Here is a 20,787-nt window from a genome sequence, read left to right on the forward strand (position 1 = left end):
GTTTTTTAACCGACAACAGGCCCCCTCCGTTTACACGAAGGGGGCCTGTTTTTTGAATCGCCTGATTTAGTTAAAAGGACGAGTCGAACTCTTTTTTTAAAAGATCGACCGGCGCTGCATAGCCGATTGGACCACACAATAAATTTTCTCCGATCCACATACTTAAATCCATCATATGCACTTGTTCTGTCGGTAAAAAGTCCTCAAGCTTCCACGAAATACTAATGATGGCATCATTCAATTGTCCGATGATACTTCGATCATGTGTCTTCGAGTACTGGACGTCACCGCACCGTTCCAGATAACGATCCACGACCGCATTAGAAAATCCTTCTGCTAAAAATGTGTCCTTGATTGCCTTCAAGGCAATGACATCAAATTGTTTGAATTCTTTCATTTTCATGCCGTAGAAGACGATACTATATCTTGTTTTGTTATTCATCAAGACAACACATTTTCTTCGATCAAACGTGAACACATTCGCATGCCATTCATAAAAAGAACCTGCGTGAGTTGTCTCATACGGAGTTAAGTTGATTTTCATCGCATCTGCTAGTTTTTTTGTACATTCGATCAGCATGCTCCAACCCCGCTTTTCCTTTAGTTAGAAAGTTGCTCTTACATTTTTACGAAAAGAGCTACACTCTCGACGTGTGTCGTATGCGGGAACATATCGACAGGTGTGACTTCCATCAGCTTGTAACCAAGTTCAGCAAGCAACTTCGCGTCACGTGCTTGAGTTGACGCGTTACATGAGACATAGACGATTCGTTTTGGTGCCACTTCAGCCGCAGCACGCAGGAATTCTTCGTCACAGCCTTTACGCGGCGGGTCAACGACGATGACGTCCGGTTTGATTCCAGCTTTGACGAGTGCCGGCATGACGGATTCAGCCGTTCCATACTCGAATGATACGTTGTCGATACCGTTCGCAGCTGCGTTGCGACGTGCGTCGTCGATTGCTTGAGGAACCATTTCAATCCCGTAGACATGTTTCGCTTGTTGTGCAAGTGATAATGAAATCGAGCCGATACCGCAATACGCGTCGACGACGATTTCTTCACCTGTCAATTGTGCATACTCCAGTGCTTTACCGTATAGTTTCTCCGTTTGCAACGGATTGACTTGGAAGAATGAATGTGGCGAGATTTCATACGTCAATCCGGCGATTTGATCGCGGATGACAGCTGGTCCGTGCAGGACGATGTTCTTTTTCCCTAAGATGACGTTCGTATCCTCTGGGTTGATGTTGTGTTGAATCGATGTCACGTTCGGGACGGCTTTTAAGATGCCGGCGACGATTTTATCGATACCACGCAATTGTTTGACCTTCGTCACGAGGACGATCATCAATTCATTCGTATGGTACCCGTGACGTGCCATGATGTGACGGATGACACCCGTTTGTTTCTTTTCATCGTAAGCTGGGACTTTTAAGTCAGCGAGGACTTTACGGACCGCTTGGATTGCTTCATCATTTTCCTTGTTTTGAATCAAGCAGTAATCCATATCGATGATGCGGTGGCTCCGTTTTTGGTAAAAACCGGCCATCAACTTGTTCGACTGGAAAGCGACCGGGACTTGTGCTTTATTGCGGTAGCCCCATGGATCTTCCATCCCGATTGTTTCATGGACCGGAATTTCGAGTCCTGCGAGGCGGGCAAATGCATCACGAACACGGTTGTGCTTAAAGACGAGTTCTGCATCATATGATAAGTGTTGCAGTTGGCAGCCCCCACATTGGTTGTAGACAGGACATGGCGGCTCGACACGGTCAACACTCTTCGTCTTTTGACGGATAATTCGTCCGAAACCATATGATTTCGTTGTTTTCGTAATTCTGATTTTGACTTGTTCCGTCGGTAAAGCTCCTGGAATGAAGACCGTATAACCATCGATTCGTGCGACACCTGAACCGTCGTGCGTCAAATCAACGATATCGACGACGTGCTCGTCATTTTTTTGTACTGGGATCATAATTGGGTTCCTCCTAGAAAACCCCGCGCCTTACGCGAGGTTTGTTTCTGTTTCTTGTAGTTGTGTATTAATCAGTTCCATCTCATCGATCCGGAACTTCGGTGTCATGACATCGAAATGCGACTGTAAATTCGTCATCTCCCCTTCACAGGTGCCACCGAACTCACCGTCGATGTTCAAGCTCATCTCAGAAGTATTTTTCATCCGGACGAATGAAGTCGTGACATGCTCGACACAAGGATCCGAGAAGTGATCCCCTTTTAAGGCGAGACGCATGACGCGAATCAGTTCGACAAGATTACATTTTTTTAAGATGAATAAATCAAACCGTCCATCATTGAGTGACGCATTCGGAGATAGCTTCTCAAAGCCACCAACGGAGTTCGTATTCGAAGTCAAAAACAACATGACTTCGCCTTTGAACGTCCCTTTTTCATGTTCGAGTTCGACATACGTCGGACGGATTTGTGGTAACTTCTCCATCCCTTTGACGTAATAAGCGAGTTGTCCGAGTGCCGTTTTGAGTTTTGACGGAACCTCGTAAGACAACTCCGTCATGATGCCGCCACCTGCGATGTTGATGAAATAATGAACACCCGTCGTTCCTTCAATCTTCCCAATGTCGACAGGCATCGTATAGCCGGTGCAGATGACATCCATCGCGCCTTCAATCGTCAACGGAATCCGCATCGCTCGTCCAAAATCATTCGTCGTCCCGACAGGCAAGACACCCAGTTTAGGGCGAATCTTGTAGGCAGCCATCCCACTGATGACTTCGTTTAACGTTCCATCTCCACCCGCAGCCACGACGAGGTCAAATTCAGCTTCACAGGCCCGTGCTGCTTCATGTGTTGCGTCACCGACCGCTTTCGTCGAATAGACGGAAGTCTCATAACCCGCTGCTTCAAGCCGGTCTAAGATATACGGCAGATTTCGCTTTACCATCTCTTTCCCGGAAGTCGGGTTATAAATCACTCGCGCTCTAGGTCTCATAAGTTTTTCTCCTTTTTAATCAACCGGTCCATTTGATACATAACTGTTTTATTTTACATGAAGTTTTGCTACATTACAAAGCCGAAAAAAAAGATGTTCCCGTTTTCCGCCTGATTACGAGACGGAAAATGGGGACATCTACTACGATTTAAAGGATTATTTTAATTTTTCGAGTTCTTCATGGAAGAGTTGATCGAGGAGGGCCGGATTCGCCATCCCTTTCGTTTTCTTCATGATTTGACCGATGACGAAACCTTTTTTCCGGTCTCGTCCACCCACGAGTTCTTCGACGACAGCCGGATTTGCTTCGAACATCTCGACGATCAGTCCTCGTAAGAGACCCTCGTCAGAAATTTGAGCGAGTCCTTGTTCTTCGACATACTGACGCGGTTCGACACCCTGTTCGATCGTCGCCGCGAAAACTTGTTTCGCGATTTTCGAAGAAATCGTTCCGCCGGCAATCAATTCGATCATCTCGGCGAGACGTGCCGGTGTCAGTTTGATTGTTTCGAACGTTTCACTCGACTTGTTCAAGTGTCCTTGTACTTCACCGACTGTCCAGTTCGCTGCCGCTTTCGGTTCTGCACCGGCAGCAATCGTCGCTTCGAAGTACTCAGCCATCTCGCGTGTGACGGTTAATTGTTTCGCGTCATACGCGGATAAACCGAGCGTTTCTTGATAGCGGACACGACGTGCATCCGGAAGTTCCGGAATCGCGGCACGAATCGCTTCTTTCCAGTCTTCGTCGAGGACGAGCTTGACGAGATCCGGTTCTGGGAAGTACCGGTAATCGGACGCGCCTTCTTTCACACGCATCAAGACAGTCTGTTTTTTCGCTTCGTCAAACCGAAGTGTTTCTTGACGCATGACGCCACCCGCCAGTAAAAGTTTACGGTGACGGTCTTCTTCGAATTCGAGTCCTTTTAAGACGTTCCCGAACGAGTTGAGGTTCTTCAATTCGGTTTTTGTTCCGAACTTCTCTTGCCCGTAAGGACGGACTGAGATGTTACAGTCGCACCGTAACGAACCCTCTTCCATCTTCACGTCCGAGACGCCTGCGTATTGCAGGACTTCTTTCAAACGTTCGAGGTAGGCGACCGCTTCTTTTGGTGAACGCATGTCGGCTTCACTGACGATTTCAATCAAAGGTGCGCCCGTCCGGTTAAAGTCGACGACAGAATGATTAGCACCCGTATGGTTCATCTTCCCGGCATCTTCTTCTAAATGGACCCGTTCAATCCGGAAGCGTTTTGTTTCACCGTCGACTTCCGCATCGATGAATCCATCAAACCCGATTGGCTGATCGAATTGTGAGATTTGGTAGGCTTTCGGCGTATCCGGATAGAAGTAATTCTTCCGGTCGAATTTTGTTTGATCGGCGACGTGGCAGTTGAGCGCCATTGCCGCACGAACCGCGAGTTCGACTGCTTTTTCATTGACCATCGGAAGTACGCCCGGGTGTCCGAGACAAATCGGACAGGTCTTCGTATTTGTTTCCGCACCGTACTCACGGGCACAGCCACAAAACATTTTTGTATTTGTATTTAGTTCGGCGTGGACCTCGATGCCGATAACCGTTTCAAAGTTCATAACGCACTCTCCTTATAACTTCGGAAGCGCGAATCCGCCCGTTGCAAGCTCGAAAGCATGCGCCGCACGATAGATCGTCGCCTCGTCAAAGTGTTTTCCGATGATTTGTAGACCGACTGGTAATCCGTCGACGAGACCTGCCGGGACCGAAATCGCCGGAACACCCGCTAAGTTGATTGGAATCGTCAAGATATCATTCGCATACATCGTGACAGGATCATCGTTTTGCGCACCGAGTTCGAATGCAGGTGTAGGTGCCGTCGGTCCGATGATGACATCATAGTTCGCGAGGACGTCATCAAAATCTTTTTTAATCAATGTCCGCGCTTGTTGCGCTTTTTTATAATACGCGTCGTAATAACCTGAACTTAACGCATACGTTCCAAGCATGATGCGGCGTTTTACTTCGTCGCCGAATCCTTGGGCACGTGAATACTTGAAGACATCTTCGAGTGCATCTGCTTCAGCACGGACACCGTAACGGATTCCGTCAAAGCGGGCTAAGTTCGATGAGGCTTCCGATGAAGCGAGTAAGTAATACGTCGCAAGCGCGTACTTCGAGTTCGGAAGGGATACTTCGTCGACCGTCGCTCCGAGGGACTCGAGTTTTTTGATGGCTGCACGAATGTTGTCTTTCACAGATTCACTGACACCTTCACCGAAGTATTCTTTTGGAACGGCGATTTTTAAGCCTTTGATATCACCTGTTAGTGCTTTCGTATAATCAATATGGTCGACGTTCGCTGACGTCGAATCCATGTCACAATGCCCTGCGATCGCGCTGAGCAAATAGGCGTTGTCTTCGACCGTCCGTGTCAATGGTCCGATTTGGTCGAGTGATGACGCGAATGCGACGAGACCGAAACGTGAAACGAGACCATACGTTGGTTTTAAACCGACGACACCACAATAGGCAGCCGGTTGACGAATCGAACCACCTGTATCAGAACCGAGACTGAACAAGACTTCTCCTGCCGCAACAGCAGCAGCTGAGCCACCTGAAGATCCACCTGGAACGTGTTTTGTGTTCCATGGGTTACGGACCGGTTTGTATGCTGAGTTCTCATTGGAAGACCCCATCGCGAATTCATCCATGTTCAGTTTACCGATTGTGATGGCACCTGCTTCATGTAAGCGTTCGACGACAGTCGCGTCGTGCGCAGGGACGAAGTTCTCGAGGAATTTCGAGCCGCATGTCGTCGTCATCCCTTTTGTGACGATATTATCTTTTACACCGATCGGTAAGCCGAACAGTGGGTTTGCTTCATGTTTTGCGAGCTCATCCATCCGTTTTGCTTGTTCGAATGCGTCTTCGTTCAAGGATAAAAAGGCACCGACCTTCCCGTCAACACGATCGATTTGATCAAACGATTCTTGAACGAGATCCGATACTTTCACTTCGCCATCCTTGACGAGTGTATGCAGTTTTTTGACACCATGCTCAAAAAGTGACATCTCTGTGGTCTCCTCCTTATTCGAACACTGCTGGGACGCGGACTTGTCCGGCTTCCCAATCAGGTGCGAGTCGTTCTACTTCCGTGCGCGGAAGCGATGGGCGTACTTCGTCTTTTCGTAAGACGTTCTTTAAATCAAGGACATGTGTCGTTGGTTCGACTCCTGTCGTATCAAGTTCATTTAGTTGCTCAGCAAAACCGAGAATTTTTTCGAGCTGAACCGTAAATTGTTGTACTTCTTCATCTGTCACGGCAAGGCGTGCCAAATGCGCCACGTGGCGGACTTGCTCTTCATTAATATTTGCCATGTCATTCCACCTCCGGAACTTTTTCAGTATATTTTACACTATTTCTAATCATAGCACTTTTTAGTCAGACAAAAAAGACGATGGTGCATCGGGGGGAGGTCCGCACCATCGTCCTTATAGGGGTAGCAAAGCTTTCGGGCGGAAAGCTTCTAGTAATTCATTACCCGTGCGACTGTTTTACAAAACAAAATAACAGAATATTCAAACTAAGAGATCAACCAGTAAATAGACATTGAAGATGATGACGATCGTCACGATACTCCAGGCAAGGAGTTTCATCTTCATCCCGTTCTTGAAGTCACCCATGATTCGCCCACTCGACGTTGCCCGAATCAATGGAATCAGCGCGAACGGAATCCCGAACGATAAGGCGACCTGACTCCAGATTAAAGCACGCGTCGGATCAAATCCCGATAACAACAATACAATGGCTGGCGCCATCGTGATGCTCCGACGAAGGAAAATCGGAATCTCAATCTTTAGGAACCCACGCATAATCGCATCGCCGGACATTGTCCCGACACTTGATGATGCAAGACCGGAGACGAGTAAGGCGACCCCGAACAAGTACGGTGCTGTTCCACCGAGCGATGTCCCGAGTCCTGAAAAAATACTTTCAAGTGTCGCTGCTTTTTGATCGGTTCCGAAGAAGACTGTCGCCGCGATGACGAGCATCGCCCCATTGACCGCCCCTGCGATTAACATCGCTGCCCAAATATCGAGCGTCTGAATTTTCATCAATCCTCGTTTATCCGCAATTTTCCCCATCCGGCGTTTCGTCAAATCCGAGTGCAAATAAATCGCGTGCGGCATGACCGTTGCCCCTAACATCCCGGCAGCAAGGACGATACTCGGTGTTCCCTCGAATCCGGGAATCAAGCCCCCTGCCATGTCCCGCACGTTCGGCTCGACTTGAATGACTTGGATCGCGAATGCAACGGCAATGACGAGGACCAGTCCAGCGATGACGGCTTCGAAATGGTGTAAGCCCTTCCGTTCAAAGCCGAGAATGACGAACGACGCGATGGCTGTTAACAGCGCAGCGATTTTCATATCAATATTAAATAACAAATGAAATCCGAGTGCGGCACCAACGAATTCCGCGAGATCCGTCGCCATGGCGACGAGTTCTGCCTGTGCCCAGTAAAACAGTCGGGCAACGGGCGATAGCTCGTCCCGGATGACTTCCGCCAAGCTCATATTACTGACGAGTCCAAGTTTTGCTGACAACGTTTGGATGACGACCGCCATCAAGTTCGCTGCGACGATGATCCAAAGTAATAAAAATCCGTACTGGGCGCCGGCCGTCATGTTCGTCGCAAAGTTCCCCGGGTCGAGGTACGCGACGGCGGCAACAAAGGCCGGACCGATAAATTGTCTTTTTTTCAATCGTTCGACCGGTGCTACCGGTTGACTGACCATATTGAACACCTCTCTTTAGTTGCAAGTATACGCTTTTCTTTCCTTCAGGCAACATACATGCTTCACGGAAATACTTATTAACAAAGTAAACTGAATCATTCAGTCCTGAAATCAAGCCATCTACCATTCTTTTTGACCGCGCATTCTAACCACAAAAAAAATCGAAGTTCACATTCAAGTGAACTTCGATCAGATTGTAGACAAACGCTGATGAAGATTGAAGCTTATCTATTCGCATACTGTCTTACTGCGCTTCCCCGTCTTGACTCGTCTTCACGGCAATTCAAGACGAATTGCGCCCTAAACTGCCTGCATACCCGGCTTTCCGTCACGGTATCACCTAAAAAGCATCACGTTTCGTTGACTCCTACGGGAAAAGACGCTTGATCTCCCGATAGCACGTTGTCTACAGTCTGAGTTCAGTCCTTACATGACCTGCTGTTCACTTACACGATTTTCCGCTCTGGTTCGACACCTTTCAACTGCGCCTTTACTTCATCAAACTCACGGTAGACCGCTTCACTTGGTTCAGCCGTCGCCAGACTGACGACAACGAGTGCAATCGTCGACGCGAGGAATGCAGGAATCATTTCATACATCTCCGAAATATAGAACGGTAAATCCTTCACGTACAGTTTGACTAAAATCCAGGCGATGACGACGACGGATCCCGTCAGCATCGAAGCGAGTGCTCCCGCTTTGTTCATCCGGCGCCACAGTAAGCTGAACAAGACGACCGGACCAAAAGCAGAACCGAATCCTGCCCACGCGTACCCGACGAGTGTCAAAATCGATTTTTGTGCGCCGAACGATAACGCAATGGCAAGTAAGGCAACCGCCAGCACCATGATACGACCGACGAGCATCAACTCTTTGTCTGAAGGCGTCCGCTTCATGAAGCGTTGATAAAAGTCATTGGTCGCAGCACTCGAAGAGACGAGTAGCTGTGTCGAAATCGTCGACATGATGGCAGCGAGTAACGCTGCGAGTAAGAGACCGGTAATGAAGCCCGGGAATAGATCACGCGAAAGCTGAATGAAGACGTTCTCCGGGTTGTTCAGCTCAATCGCCTGTTGCGTAAAGTACGCATAACCGAATAATCCTGTCACCATCGCGCCGATGATGGAGAAGGTCATCCAAACCATCCCAATCCGGCGGGCCGACTTCATTTCACTCAAGTTACGTATCGCCATGAAACGGACGATGATGTGCGGCTGACCAAAGTAGCCGAGTCCCCAAGCGAGTAAGGAGATGATGCCGATAATCGTCGTTCCTTTAAACAGTTCAAGTTTTGAACCATCCGTCGTCCGAATCGTCTCGAGCGTCTCATTGATCCCGCCGCTCAGTGAAAGGGCGACACCCGGAACAATCAAGAGTGCGATGACCATGATCATCCCTTGGACGACATCCGTCCAACTGACGGCGAGGAATCCGCCAAGGAACACGTAGGCGATGACGACGCCTGCTAAAATCCAAAGACCCGTCGTGTACTCTAAACCGAAGACCGCTTCAAACAGCCGACCGCCGGCGACAAACCCGCTCGATGCGTACATTATAAAGAATATTAAGATAACTCCAGCTGAAACTGTACGCAACACACCACTTTTGTCATGGAATCGTTTTTCGAAATAGTCGGGAATCGTGATGGCGTCGCCCGCATGCGCCGTATACGCCCGCAGACGTGGCGCAACAAGCACCCAGTTTGCATAAGCTCCGAGCAATAGGCCGATCACGATCCATCCACTGGACAGACCAGTTGCAAACATCGCACCCGGCAATCCCATCAACAACCACCCGCTCATATCGCTTGCTCCGGCTGAGAGTGCAGTGACGACGGGCCCGATCGTACGTCCTCCAAGCATATAATCATTCATGTTTTTCGTCCGGTAATACGCCATCACGCCAAGCGTCACCATCAGACCGAGATACAGTAAAATCGCTAACCACATTCCGTTCATCCTTGCTCCCCCTTTTCTATGGTGTATAAAAAAACGGATATGCAGGTCGCATACCCGTTTCATCTATTAAACACTAATTCAGAACATTTCTGAAGTCGTTTTTGCTTGCAAGTGGAGTGTTAAATAATCCGGTCCACCGGCTTTTGAATCCGTTCCTGACATGTTGAAGCCACCAAACGGTTGGTACCCGACGATTGCGCCTGTACAACCACGGTTGAAATAGAGGTTCCCGACATGGAAGTTCGCCCGTGCGTACTCTTGGTTTGTCCGGTCTTGTGTGATGACTGCCCCTGTCAAACCGTACTCCGTGTTGTTCGCGATCGCGATTGCTTCTTTAAAGTCTTTCGCTTTCGTGAACGCAACGACCGGTCCGAAGATTTCTTCTTGCATCAAACGATCCGTCGGTTGAACGTCCGCGACGACCGTTGGTGAGACGAAGAAGCCTGTTGAATCGTCAGCCGTTCCGCCTGCTGCAATCCGTCCTTCTTGTTTTGCGATATCGAAGTACGACGTGATTTTTTTGAATGCCGCTGCATCGATGACAGGACCGACGTTGTTCGTCACGTCGACCGGGTTCCCGATGCTCAGTTTTGCTGTATTCGCAACAACTTTTTCGAGTAACTCGTCGTAGACAGAGTCGAGTGCGACGACACGTGAACATGCTGAACATTTTTGACCTGAGAAGCCGAATGCTGCTTTTGTGATCATGTCTGCCGCGTAATCAAGATCGGCTGACTCATCGATGACCATCGTGTCTTTTCCGCCCATCTCTGCGATGACACGTTTGAGCCAGATTTGACCGTCATTTAATTTCGAAGCACGTTCGTTAATCCGGAGACCGACATCACGTGAGCCTGTGAAGCTGATGAAACGTGTTTTCGGGTGGTCGACGAGGTAATCCCCGACTTCTGCCCCTGGTCCCGGGATGAAGTTCAAGACGCCAGCCGGAAGACCTGCCTGCTCCATGACTTCAACGAATTTAGCAGCGACGACTGGTGTCGTCGATGCCGGTTTCAAGAGAATCGGGTTTCCGGCGACGATTGCCGCAACCGCAGTCCCTGCCATGATCGCGAGTGGGAAGTTCCATGGTGAGATGATGACCCCGACACCGAGTGGGATGTAATCGTAACGGTTGTATTCACCCGGACGACTCTCGACTTTTTTGCCGTCTTTTAAGACGAGCATCTGACGTGCATAATATTCAAGGAAATCGATTGCTTCTGCTGTATCCGCATCTGCTTCGTTCCATGGTTTCCCAGCTTCTTTGACGAGGTAAGCCGAGAATTCATGTTTGCGTTTACGGATGATGTTCGCCGCTTTGAACAGGACGTCCGCACGAACACTCGGATTGACGAATTTCCACGTTTCGAATGCTGTGACAGCTGCCTGCATCGCATCCTCTGCGTGTGCTTGTGTCGCTTTTGAGACACGTCCGACGATCTCTTCTTTGTTTGCCGGATTGACCGAAACGATTTTATCTTCCGTCGTCACATGTTTGCCCCCGATGACGAGCGGATAATCTTTTCCTAGCTCTTGCGATACGAGTGCAAGTGCCTCCTCGAACGCTTTCTTGTTCGCTTCTTGTGAGAAGTCCGTGAATGGTTCGTGTTTGTACGGAATCATCTCTATTCCCCCTTTATACATACTTTTAATCGCTTACATTCTCCATTGTACAGAAGCATGACGCCGCTTACAATTATTCTAGTCAAAAAAAATGAGCAGGCTGCGTTCTCCCGCTCACGTTTCGCTCGAATTATTCAGTTGCTTGGGAAAAGACGATCTCTTCGTTTTGGATTGAGACCTTGACGTCCTGCTCCTGGAACAACCACTCATCTTGATCGGAGACGACGAAATGAATCCCGTCCACGACTTCTTCAACAGCTGCCCGTTCGACTTCTTCCATATGGACACCGACCGAAAATCCTTGTGTCAAATCCGTCGATCCGCCGTATTTCGCGAAAAAGCGAATCGTGTCGCCTTCCTTCGCTTCCATCTCATCTTTAAAGTATTGTAATGCTTCATCCGTTACGTGAATTTTCATGTTTTATCCACTCCCCTTTAGACTAGTGTACCTATTTCCTACTCAAAAAAGCGAATATCCTGTATGGTGAAGACAGTAAACACTTCATTCCATCATTCCTGTTGATTCTGATTTAGGAGGTCCTATATGAAACGATTAATCACAGCTCTACTATCAACGAGCATTCTGTTAGTCGGATGTGGGAACGATTCCACTTCCTCTACAGATACTGAATCCCCGAAGACGACGGAAACGAAACAAGTCGCGCAAGCCGATCAAGCCGTTCTTGATGTCTATCAAGCCTATCAAGATACGTTAGGGAAAACGGGATCAGCTGATGCGAAAGCACTCGCTAAGATTGAGTACACGGGTGAAGATGAACCGTTACGCGCAGCAGCGATTGGTGCTAAAAACCTGAACGTTACGCCTGGTAAGGTCGTTAAAAGCTTCCAACAAGGCGACGTCGCCTACATCATCCATGAGTTCAATGATGCGGACGGGTCCCCGCTCCCAAACCGTGCGTCGAAGTTATTCCTGAAAAAAGATGGGGAATGGAAAGCTGTCATCGCACCAACGACCTTTGAACCAGCCGTCTTCACGACGCTCGCTGAGATGTTTGATTCATTTAATGCAGACGAATATGGCGTCAATGCCAAAGCAGCAGAAGCCGTCGGGAACACACCGGAAGATGAACAGGATAAAGTGTTCACACGCGTCAATGCCCAAACCGACTATATGGCACTCGAAATGAACAGTAACATCTTAATGATTTACGGTATGGCACTCGGCAACGAAGGCAATCCCGAAGTATTAGTCGATTATTATTCCGATTACGCGGACTGGTATGTCGATGAACAAGATCTATTACTCAAAACTGCGAAGGCCGGAACAGACTACGAAAAATATTTAATTGCACTTGACCCATTAAAGGAAAGCTTACAAAAGAAACTCGGAAAGTACGCTGATCAACTGAATATGGAACTAGGTTAAAGGAGGACTCTTTTATGAACGCACCGACATTTACGTTACCGAACGCTACAGGCGAAGACATTTCACTCGCCGATTATCGTGGTAAGAAAGTCATTCTCTACTTCTATCCGAAGGACTCGACACCGGGTTGTACGACGGAAGCCTGTGACTTCCGTGACGCGACGGACGCCTTCGCGGCTGAAAATACCGTCATTCTCGGCATCTCCGCTGACAGTCAAAAACGGCATCAAAACTTTATCTCAAAATATGAACTTCCGTTTCAGCTTCTCTCTGATGTCGATCATACGGTCTGCGAACAGTATGGGGTCTGGCAACTCAAAAAGAACTACGGTAAGGAATATTACGGGATCGTCCGTTCAACGTTTTTAGTTGATGAGGCGGGTGAATTAATCCAAGAATGGCGGAGCGTTAAAGTTAAAGATCATGTTTCTGAAGCCTTAAACTACGTAAAATCACTTGATTAAAAAGAAAAACACGCTACTGATGTAGCCTGTTTCAATGTAGACAAACTCTTATGAAGAGTGAATATGCTATAACGAGAGGCAAAGTTCGCGGTTCTAAGCGATTCGAGACGGATTGCGCTCTAAACCGTCCGCATGCTCGGCTTTCCGTCACGATGTTACCTGAAAAGCGTCACCTCCTACGGGAAAAAGTGCGTTTTTAACGCACGTTCAGAGGCAGGCAAGACCCTGCTCGTTGGTCGTGAGGATCAAGGAGCAACGGCTTGCGCCTCGCCCGAGGAAAGCAACGAAAAAAGACGCTTTCATCTTCCGATATCACTTTGTCTACACGCTGACCACGTTACGGATGTAGCGTGTTTTTTAATTTTACAATCATTTTATCGCTACCAATTTTATCCTTTCAAAAATTTTTTTCACATAAAAAACCTTGGTATTGCTCATATTTTTAATGTTTTTGAAATAATCTGAAAATATTCTATTGATTTTTCTGAATATTGTATTTATTATTAGAAACAAGTTGATCCGGTGCTTTCCTTCAACAAAAGTAAAAGGCGATGACCCCTCTTATTTTTTTCATAGGACACCGGATCGCTCTAACTATCGGGTACTCATTTTATCATCATATATATTTATTCTTGGGAGGGAACTTATCATTATGAAGAAGAAAAAAACACTCGCACTCGTTGGTGCACTAACAATCGCAGGATCAAGCTTGGCAGCTTGTTCATCAACAGATGACTCGAAAGACACATCCGGCTCGACAGACACTGCAAAATCAGATGACAAGCAAGTCTTGAATTTAACAAGCGGATCAGACATCCCGGCACTTAGCCCGACAGTCGCGACAGACTCTGTTTCTTTCACAGTTTTAAACAACGTTCAAGAAGGTCTCTTCCGTCTTGATGAAAACCAAGAGCCAACACCAGGTGTTGCAGAAAATGTTGACGTCTCGGAAGATGGACTTACATACACATTCAAATTACGCGATTCAAAATGGTCTGACGGCAGCGATGTCACAGCAAAAGACTTCGAATATGCTTGGAAACGTGTCCTCGACCCTGATAGCGGTTCGCAATATGCTTATATCATGTATGTCATCGATGGAGCGGAAGGCTACAACACTGGTAAAGGGAAAGCGGAAGATGTCGGTGTCAAAGCAGTCGATGACAAGACACTCGAAGTTAAGTTGACACAACCTGCAGACTACTTCAAAGCCTTGACTGGATTCGGTTCATTCATGCCGCTTAAGCAGGAATTCGTCGAAGAAAAAGGTAAAGATTTCGCGAAAGATCCTGAAAACTTCCTTTACAACGGTCCATTCCAACTAACAGACTGGAAAACAGAAGTCGGTTGGTCGTACAAAAAGAACGATCAGTATTGGGATGCTGACGCAGTTAAACTTGAAGAAGTTAACTACAAAGTCGTTAAAGAAGTTTCAACGGCTGTCAACCTGTACGAAAAAGGCGACATCGATACAGTCGGTTTGACAAGCGAATTCGTCGATCAATATAAAGATGATGAAGATTTCCAAACACGTCTCGATGCATCAATGTACTATATCCAAATGAACTTCAAAAACGAATTGCTCAAAAATAAAGATATCCGTAAAGCGATCGACTCAGGATATGACAAAGAACAAATGGCGAAAGTCCTCTTAAACAACGGTTCAATCCCGGCATACTACTATGTCCCGCAAGAATTCGCAAATGGTCCGGACGGAAAAGACTTCCGCGACGGCAACGAAGGCTTCGGTTCATTCGATGCTTCATCTGCAAAAGCATCATTCGAGAAAGGTCTAAAAGCAGAAGGCAAAGACAAAGTTAAACTCGAGCTTCTCTCATATGATGATGACAACTCGAAAAAAATCTCTGAATACCTCAAAGGTGAATGGGAGAAAAACCTTCCTGGTCTTGAAGTAACAATCAAGCAGCAGCCATTCAAAAACAAATTAGATCTTGAATCGAAAGGTGAATTCGAACTTTCATTCGCTGGTTGGGGACCTGACTACCAGGATCCAATGACGTTCCTCGATATGTGGATGACTGGTGGACCGTACAACCGTGGTAAGTACTCAAGCGAAAAGTACGATTCACTCATCAAATCTGCAATGAAAGACGCGAATGCCGAAACACGCTGGCAGTCACTGAAGGATGCTGAAAAAGTCTTACTCGAAGACGATCAAGCAATCTCTGTCATGTACCAACGCGGTGCTTCCCTCTTACGTAAACCTTACGTTAAAGGAATCGTCAACCACAAAGTCGGAGCGGATACTTCGTTCAAATGGACATACATCGAAGGAAGATAAGCATACAAGATCTCTAAAGGCCAGCCTCGCTTTACGCGGGTCTGGTCTTTTTTTCCATATGGGGCGAATGTACTGTTTTTTAAATATTGATTAAAAAGTGGTAACATTCTGTTTTCATTTGTATTACTTCCATTTATACTTATGCAGAAGAAACTAAATTCACTTTTTTTTACAATAATTCGCGGTAATTCTTCAGATTTAATGAAAAAGTGCCGATACATTCTATATAGAGGACTTTTGCCTCAACACTACGATTATTTAGGAAGGAGGACTCATCTTTGAAGCAACGTGTACTGACGAGTCAACAAACATTCACAGAAGAACAAATCGAGATGATTGAAGCCATCCGTGCAGTCGGCGAACTGATTCAAGACCGGCCACGCCGGACGATCTACCGCCGCTATGCCGTTATACATGGTTGGCCATTACCTGAAAACATCATCCGTCAATTCGGTTCGTGGCCGGAAGCTTTATCTGCCGCAGGTTTTGAATGGCATATCGATCAGCAACCGGAAGAGCTGGAGCGGGCACCGAAATATACGAAAGATGAAATTCTGAATTCTTTCCACCGGTATGCGAAAGATGTCGGTTCGACGATTACCTTGAAGAAGTACCAAATTTGGCGGAAGTCGGTCCACCATGCACCGAGCCACTATCATATTGTGAAGATGTTTGGTTCTTGGCATGATGCCTGTACAGCAGCAGGACTCGAAGCAAGCGTCACGTATTCGAAAGCTGAGCTTGCGGCATCACTTCGACAAGCAATTGAAGAAGTCGGATTCTCATTGTCTTTTGAAGCTTACCGTGAGTGGGCGAAGCGAAACAACAAACCCTCTACAAAAGCATTGCTCCATCGCTATGGTTCATGGTCAGCCGCTATTCATGCGATCGAGAGTGAAATCCGTATGAGTAACCAACAAGCGCAATAATCAGTCTAGTGCATTCATTTTCTTCCTATTTTATAGTTCACACGCTAAACAGACCATTCGAAACCTCGACTGGTCTGTTTCATGTTTAATAGTAGTGGCCGATGCTTCCGTGAAAAGATGGAAGCATCGGCCACTTGATTTGATGTAGGACGAAAACGTCTGTCAAAAAGATTGTTTGGGCTACACTTATGAGTCAGCACCGTTATATTAAATCACTTTTTCTTTCCATTCTTGGTATGACGCAACGCGGTCACGCCCCTGGAATTTAGCCCCTACGTACATCGCACGGTCTGCATTTCGAATCAGGCTCGCAAGATCGCCTAACTCTTTCAACGTATCGATTCCGATGCTTGCGGTGATTTCTAACGAATGACCGGATACTTCGATTGGATTGGCGTGTAGCGTCTCACGGATGCGCTCTGCAACGATTCGTGCCGATTCGATGTCCGTATTCGGTAATAATACGACGAACTCTTCCCCACCGTACCGCGCGACAAGGTCTGTGATGCGTGTCGCCTGTATCAAGAGTTTAGCGACCTCGAACAATACAACATCTCCGATTTCGTGACCATGGGTATCATTGATTTGCTTAAAGTGATCCAAGTCAATCATTAATGCCGAGAACGGATATAAATCCTTTTGCTTGATTCGTCGATCGCCCCACTCTTGCAAGGCACGGTAGTTCGGTAATTTTGTCATGGCGTCTGTCCGGCTATCGATTAAAAGATGTTGTCGTTCTTGGGCCCGTTCAACAGCCCAGGATAACACACGCAATGCACGATACAGCTCATAACCAAAATCTGTCGTGAATTCACCACTTGCTTCTGATGCTAAAAATAACGAGCAATTGATGGTTTCCGTCGCTTCCGGTTTGATGAACAGAATCGATTGTGTTTCTTCAGGAAGACAATCGTAGAGGCGAATGTCCCACTCCTGTTGCATGCCGTAAAGGAGAACTTCCTCTTTTTCAATCAATTCTTCGATGATGATTCCTTCGACGTGATCCGCTTTTAATTTCCGTCCATCTTTCAGCGAATAATAGACTGTCTTTCCTTCTCCAAAATCAAACTTTATCCAGGCGATGTCAGGTTTAACGAATTGATTGAGTTGTTTTAAGTAGCGTTCGATGATGAACTGGGAATCCCCGTCCTGCCACGCTGCTTCTTTTAGACGCTCAATCTGTTCCCAGTGTTCAATCCGGTCACTCGCATGAACTGAACTGCCGAGCGCACGTTTGATGATGAATAATGCAAATGCCGTCATGACCAATGCACTGATTCCATTGTTTTGGGCCATCAAGGTACTAAAAACTCCAAATAACAGTTCTGCCGTAATGACGACTGCTTCAAAACGTAGCAACGGGATCATGACGCTGCTCGGGATATTCTCTCCGAGTAAGAAGTTCGACAATGTATATTGGAACAAGAGGACGACCCACATGATGACGACCATCGTCACGAGCGGTACGATATTCCCGATGAGTGAAAAATCCGGACCGTGTGTTCCACCGAGCGCATTGTAGGCTAAACCTGCCGGCAAAATCAATAAGAGTTCGAGCGTGACGTTGAATGGATAATTGTGCAGCATACGCCGTCGTCCGATTGCCGTATGAAAAGAACGCAATTGGTAAATCAGCATCGTCAATTGTCCGACACAAATCGCTGATAACAATCCGTATGTTAAAAAGGTATACAGGACAAATCCAAAGTGGAACGTAAAACTCATATGTCTTCGACGAACCGGGTCGACGACGAAAATCGTCGATAACGCTACTACCAAAAAGAATGTAAAGTAATCGATGCTGAGGCTGTATCCGTCTGCTCTCGCGATAAGATCAATGACAATCACGACGATAAAGAACACGACCCAGCTTCGAAGGAGGTATTGTTGAAAACGACGCACGTTGAGTTCCCCTTCCTAAAAAATTTTTATTTTTTTAAGTGTACTGCATTGCACCTAAGAAAATCTTCAAACGCTCTTTTTCCTAGACGGATTTGTTACAATGTAAACAGAGGTGATGAATACATGAGTACTCAATTTACAAAGGAAGCCTTCGAAACGTTTGAAATCGAAGGGTTAGAAAACCGGATGGAAGCGATCCGGGAACGGATACAACCTGTTTTCCGGCAGATTGGCGCTGAAGTCTCACCCGATTTGACAGTCAATCTCGCAGAGGATATGTATGTGCACATCGCACAACATGCAAGACGCAAGGTAAACCCGCCTAATGATACGTGGATGGCGTTTTCTCCAAACAAACGTGGTTATAAAAAACATCCGCATTTCCAAGTCGGACTCTTTGATGATCATTTGTTCATTTGGCTCGCTTATATCTACGAGCTTCCTAATAAACAACAATACGCGACACAACTTCTCGAGCAACAAAATTTGTTACAGGACTTACCGGAGGACTTCGTCATTTCCTACGATCACATGAAAAAAGAAGCAGTTCGTGTGACTGATGCAAACCTTGAACAAGGATTAGTTCGTTTTCGTGATGTAAAAAAAGCTGAATTTTTAATCGGACGGCATGTTTCCGCCCAAAAAGTCAGCACAATGTCCCATGATGCATTACTTGAATTGATTCGAAATACCTACGACCATCTCGTGCCGGTCTATAAAAAGGTTAAATAAAAAGGATGGCCTATAAGGTCATCCTTTTTCTCATTAGTTATATTTTACTAGAATTGACATGACTTGTGTACGGTCAGAATTTAAATTTAGATAAATGTTGACCTTTTTCGCTGAAACGGTCATCGTGTTGAACATTGGATCAAGTTTAGCAGTTGGATACGCTTTTTTTACTTCCTTGACAGAAATCGTGCGTTTGACCATTTTCGGATCATATACGATTGCTGAAACTTTTGCTTTACTGTCCTTTACTCCATACGTCGAACAATAATGAACGGAACGATCGGGTGTCATAAGCCCATTACCACTTTGGCACCAGTTCGAATTCTTTTCACCTTTATATGCACTATGTACCTGTGCGAGTGTCGTTCGGTTAAGTTTAACGTTTTTGTCGAGTGACTTAGCATAACCGGCGTTCTTCTTAATATGTTGAAGCCAATTGACATCCGTTGGTTTCGTTGCTTCTGCTGATTGATTATATGAAGTGCCTGACACGACGCTGACGGCAAGAGCTGCTGTTAAGATAAGTCCTAAGATTCGTTTCATGGTGTTACCTCCTAAAAATGCTTTGTTAAATAACTCATTCCCCCATTTCTCAAAAAATACTCATCTTCCATACATTTTTTAGAAAAATATTTTAAAAAAGGCTGGTATCCGTGGGATACCAGTCCTTTGTTATTTTTTATGCATTTTAAACTCTAAGAATAATTCATTGTAATGGGCAAGCATCTTTTTCCCCAAGTTTTTGTAGACTTCGAGTGTATCCGTCACAGCTTTATCCGGATAGAACCGTTCGTCTTCCCGTACCTCTGCGTCGAGGAGTTTTAAAGCATCTTTGTTCGGTGTCGAGTAGCCGACATAATCCGTATTCTTCGCAGCGATGTCCGGGCGCAACATGAAGTTGATGAACGCATGTGCCCCTTCGACGTTTTCCGCCGTTTTTGGAATGACGACATTATCAAACCAAACGTTCGATCCTTCTGACGGGATGACGTAGTTCAAGTCTTCATTTTCACTCATGATTTCATTGGCATCACCGGACCAGACGACCCCGATTCCAGCTTCTTCGTTTGCGAGCAGTAGCTTGATTTCATCTCCAACGATCGCTTTGACGTTCGGCGTCAAGTCCATCAAGTTCGCTTTTGCTTCCTGGAGCTTATCTTCGTCCGTTTCGTTCAATGAATAACCGAGACTGTTTAGACTCATCCCCATCACTTCACGGGCTCCGTCCGCTAATAAGATTTGATTTTTAAAGGCAGGGTCCCATAAATCTTCCCAACTCGTTGGTTCTTTTCCATCCAGAAGCTTTTGATTGTAGACGATGCCGACCGTCCCCCAAAAATACGGGATTGAATACTGATTGCCCGGGTCGAACGGCAAATCAAGGAAACGATCATCGATATGCTTGAGATTCGGAATTTTCGATTGATCAATCGGGATGACGAGATCTTCTTCAATCATCTTCGCAATCGCATAATCTGAAGGAACGGCGATATCATACGTCGTCCCTCCTTGCTCAATCTTCGTCAACATCGCTTCGTTCGAGTCGAATGTCTGATAGACGACTTTAATTCCTGACTCTTCTTCAAACTGATCGATTAAGTCCGGGTCGATGTAATCCCCCCAGTTGTAAATATTCAAGACATTTCCCCCGGAATAGCCTTGTGTCGCGTTTAAGCGGTTCAAAGCAAACAGGATGACGCCCGAGATTAGAAAAATCGTTACGAACAATTGGATTAATTTTTTCAA

Annotated in this window: 18 protein-coding genes; 5 read left to right on the forward strand and 13 right to left on the reverse strand. The window is 46.5% G+C overall.

All coding sequences use genetic code 11. The features are described 5' to 3' along the window. Positions 1–70: 70 nt before the first annotated feature. The 10 genes from KNP96_RS03925 to KNP96_RS03970 form a co-directional block, all read right to left on the reverse strand. Positions 71–580 carry a DUF6933 domain-containing protein gene (locus KNP96_RS03925; protein WP_214768885.1) on the reverse strand — a complete coding sequence of 170 codons (510 nt, stop codon included), beginning with the start codon at positions 578–580 and terminating at the stop codon, positions 71–73. A gap of 38 nt (positions 581–618) precedes the next feature. Next, on the reverse strand, positions 619–1,977 hold the full coding sequence (gene rlmD, locus KNP96_RS03930; RefSeq protein ID WP_029331518.1) for a 23S rRNA (uracil(1939)-C(5))-methyltransferase RlmD: 1,359 nt from the start codon (positions 1,975–1,977) through the stop codon (positions 619–621). Positions 1,978–2,007: 30 nt separating this feature from the next. Then, a complete protein-coding gene (locus KNP96_RS03935) occupies positions 2,008–2,970 on the reverse strand; it encodes a diacylglycerol kinase (RefSeq protein WP_214768888.1) in 963 nt (320 codons plus the stop codon). A gap of 156 nt (positions 2,971–3,126) precedes the next feature. After that, positions 3,127–4,560: an Asp-tRNA(Asn)/Glu-tRNA(Gln) amidotransferase subunit GatB gene (gene gatB / locus KNP96_RS03940; protein WP_088837831.1), complete on the reverse strand. Its 1,434-nt coding sequence runs from the start codon at positions 4,558–4,560 to the stop codon at positions 3,127–3,129. A gap of 12 nt (positions 4,561–4,572) precedes the next feature. Further along, a complete protein-coding gene (gene gatA, locus KNP96_RS03945; RefSeq protein ID WP_214768890.1) occupies positions 4,573–6,015 on the reverse strand; it encodes an Asp-tRNA(Asn)/Glu-tRNA(Gln) amidotransferase subunit GatA in 1,443 nt (480 codons plus the stop codon). 16 nt (positions 6,016–6,031) lie between these two features. Continuing rightward, positions 6,032–6,322: an Asp-tRNA(Asn)/Glu-tRNA(Gln) amidotransferase subunit GatC gene (gatC, locus tag KNP96_RS03950; RefSeq protein WP_088837833.1), complete on the reverse strand. Its 291-nt coding sequence runs from the start codon at positions 6,320–6,322 to the stop codon at positions 6,032–6,034. Between the two features lie 201 nt (positions 6,323–6,523). Then, on the reverse strand, positions 6,524–7,744 hold the full coding sequence (locus KNP96_RS03955) for an Nramp family divalent metal transporter (protein ID WP_214768891.1): 1,221 nt from the start codon (positions 7,742–7,744) through the stop codon (positions 6,524–6,526). Positions 7,745–8,190: 446 nt separating this feature from the next. Then, positions 8,191–9,702, reverse strand: coding sequence for a sodium/proline symporter PutP (gene putP / locus KNP96_RS03960; RefSeq protein ID WP_088837835.1), 1,512 nt, complete (start codon positions 9,700–9,702; stop codon positions 8,191–8,193). Positions 9,703–9,780: 78 nt separating this feature from the next. Continuing rightward, positions 9,781–11,325 (reverse strand): L-glutamate gamma-semialdehyde dehydrogenase, encoded by a 1,545-nt coding sequence (pruA, locus tag KNP96_RS03965; RefSeq protein WP_029331525.1) that lies wholly within the window; start codon positions 11,323–11,325, stop codon positions 9,781–9,783. 130 nt (positions 11,326–11,455) lie between these two features. Further along, positions 11,456–11,743 carry a HesB/YadR/YfhF family protein gene (locus KNP96_RS03970; protein WP_088837836.1) on the reverse strand — a complete coding sequence of 96 codons (288 nt, stop codon included), beginning with the start codon at positions 11,741–11,743 and terminating at the stop codon, positions 11,456–11,458. A gap of 126 nt (positions 11,744–11,869) precedes the next feature. On the opposite strand from KNP96_RS03970, the gene KNP96_RS03975 reads away from it, so the two are divergent. The 4 genes from KNP96_RS03975 to KNP96_RS03990 all read left to right on the forward strand — a co-directional run bounded on the left by KNP96_RS03975 (position 11,870) and on the right by KNP96_RS03990 (position 16,407). Then, the gene (locus KNP96_RS03975; RefSeq protein WP_214768892.1) at positions 11,870–12,712 is read left to right on the forward strand and encodes a hypothetical protein; all 843 of its coding nucleotides are present in this window, start codon (positions 11,870–11,872) and stop codon (positions 12,710–12,712) included. Positions 12,713–12,726: 14 nt separating this feature from the next. Next, positions 12,727–13,176: a thioredoxin-dependent thiol peroxidase gene (bcp, locus tag KNP96_RS03980; RefSeq protein ID WP_088837838.1), complete on the forward strand. Its 450-nt coding sequence runs from the start codon at positions 12,727–12,729 to the stop codon at positions 13,174–13,176. A gap of 652 nt (positions 13,177–13,828) precedes the next feature. Continuing rightward, the gene (locus KNP96_RS03985) at positions 13,829–15,478 is read left to right on the forward strand and encodes a peptide ABC transporter substrate-binding protein (protein ID WP_214768893.1); all 1,650 of its coding nucleotides are present in this window, start codon (positions 13,829–13,831) and stop codon (positions 15,476–15,478) included. Between the two features lie 278 nt (positions 15,479–15,756). Further along, complete coding sequence (locus KNP96_RS03990; RefSeq protein ID WP_088837840.1) at positions 15,757–16,407, forward strand: homing endonuclease associated repeat-containing protein; 651 nt, start codon at positions 15,757–15,759, stop codon at positions 16,405–16,407. A 207-nt stretch (positions 16,408–16,614) separates the two neighbouring features. On the opposite strand, the gene KNP96_RS16900 is transcribed toward KNP96_RS03990, so the two are convergent. Further along, positions 16,615–18,309: a GGDEF domain-containing protein gene (locus tag KNP96_RS16900; RefSeq protein ID WP_214768894.1), complete on the reverse strand. Its 1,695-nt coding sequence runs from the start codon at positions 18,307–18,309 to the stop codon at positions 16,615–16,617. A 123-nt stretch (positions 18,310–18,432) separates the two neighbouring features. Between KNP96_RS16900 and KNP96_RS04000 the strand changes: the two genes are divergently transcribed. Next, positions 18,433–19,041, forward strand: coding sequence for a YktB family protein (locus KNP96_RS04000; RefSeq protein ID WP_214768895.1), 609 nt, complete (start codon positions 18,433–18,435; stop codon positions 19,039–19,041). Positions 19,042–19,074: 33 nt separating this feature from the next. Here the strand turns inward: KNP96_RS04000 and KNP96_RS04005 are convergent, their stop codons facing one another. Then, positions 19,075–19,584, reverse strand: coding sequence for a hypothetical protein (locus KNP96_RS04005; RefSeq protein ID WP_029331533.1), 510 nt, complete (start codon positions 19,582–19,584; stop codon positions 19,075–19,077). 129 nt (positions 19,585–19,713) lie between these two features. Next, positions 19,714–20,775, reverse strand: coding sequence for an ABC transporter substrate-binding protein (locus KNP96_RS04010; RefSeq protein WP_483297864.1), 1,062 nt, complete (start codon positions 20,773–20,775; stop codon positions 19,714–19,716). Positions 20,776–20,787 lie beyond the last annotated feature (12 nt).

Origin of the sequence: Exiguobacterium sp. s133, assembly GCF_018618595.1 — a bacterium.
In the GTDB taxonomy this organism is placed as follows: domain Bacteria; phylum Bacillota; class Bacilli; order Exiguobacteriales; family Exiguobacteriaceae; genus Exiguobacterium_A; species Exiguobacterium_A oxidotolerans.

Excerpts from the sequence above, each read along its gene's own strand:
- KNP96_RS03925 (WP_214768885.1), bottom strand. The coding sequence starts at position 580 with ATGCTGATCGAATGTACAAAAAAACTAGCAGATGCGATGAAAATCAAC.
- rlmD (WP_029331518.1), bottom strand. The coding sequence starts at position 1,977 with ATGATCCCAGTACAAAAAAATGACGAGCACGTCGTCGATATCGTTGAT.
- KNP96_RS03935 (WP_214768888.1), bottom strand. The coding sequence starts at position 2,970 with ATGAGACCTAGAGCGCGAGTGATTTATAACCCGACTTCCGGGAAAGAG.
- gatB (WP_088837831.1), bottom strand. The coding sequence starts at position 4,560 with ATGAACTTTGAAACGGTTATCGGCATCGAGGTCCACGCCGAACTAAAT.
- gatA (WP_214768890.1), bottom strand. The coding sequence starts at position 6,015 with ATGTCACTTTTTGAGCATGGTGTCAAAAAACTGCATACACTCGTCAAG.
- gatC (WP_088837833.1), bottom strand. The coding sequence starts at position 6,322 with ATGGCAAATATTAATGAAGAGCAAGTCCGCCACGTGGCGCATTTGGCA.
- KNP96_RS03955 (WP_214768891.1), bottom strand. The coding sequence starts at position 7,744 with ATGGTCAGTCAACCGGTAGCACCGGTCGAACGATTGAAAAAAAGACAA.
- putP (WP_088837835.1), bottom strand. The coding sequence starts at position 9,702 with ATGAACGGAATGTGGTTAGCGATTTTACTGTATCTCGGTCTGATGGTG.
- pruA (WP_029331525.1), bottom strand. The coding sequence starts at position 11,325 with ATGATTCCGTACAAACACGAACCATTCACGGACTTCTCACAAGAAGCG.
- KNP96_RS03970 (WP_088837836.1), bottom strand. The coding sequence starts at position 11,743 with ATGAAAATTCACGTAACGGATGAAGCATTACAATACTTTAAAGATGAG.
- KNP96_RS03975 (WP_214768892.1), top strand. The coding sequence starts at position 11,870 with ATGAAACGATTAATCACAGCTCTACTATCAACGAGCATTCTGTTAGTC.
- bcp (WP_088837838.1), top strand. The coding sequence starts at position 12,727 with ATGAACGCACCGACATTTACGTTACCGAACGCTACAGGCGAAGACATT.
- KNP96_RS03985 (WP_214768893.1), top strand. The coding sequence starts at position 13,829 with ATGAAGAAGAAAAAAACACTCGCACTCGTTGGTGCACTAACAATCGCA.
- KNP96_RS04000 (WP_214768895.1), top strand. The coding sequence starts at position 18,433 with ATGAGTACTCAATTTACAAAGGAAGCCTTCGAAACGTTTGAAATCGAA.
- KNP96_RS04005 (WP_029331533.1), bottom strand. The coding sequence starts at position 19,584 with ATGAAACGAATCTTAGGACTTATCTTAACAGCAGCTCTTGCCGTCAGC.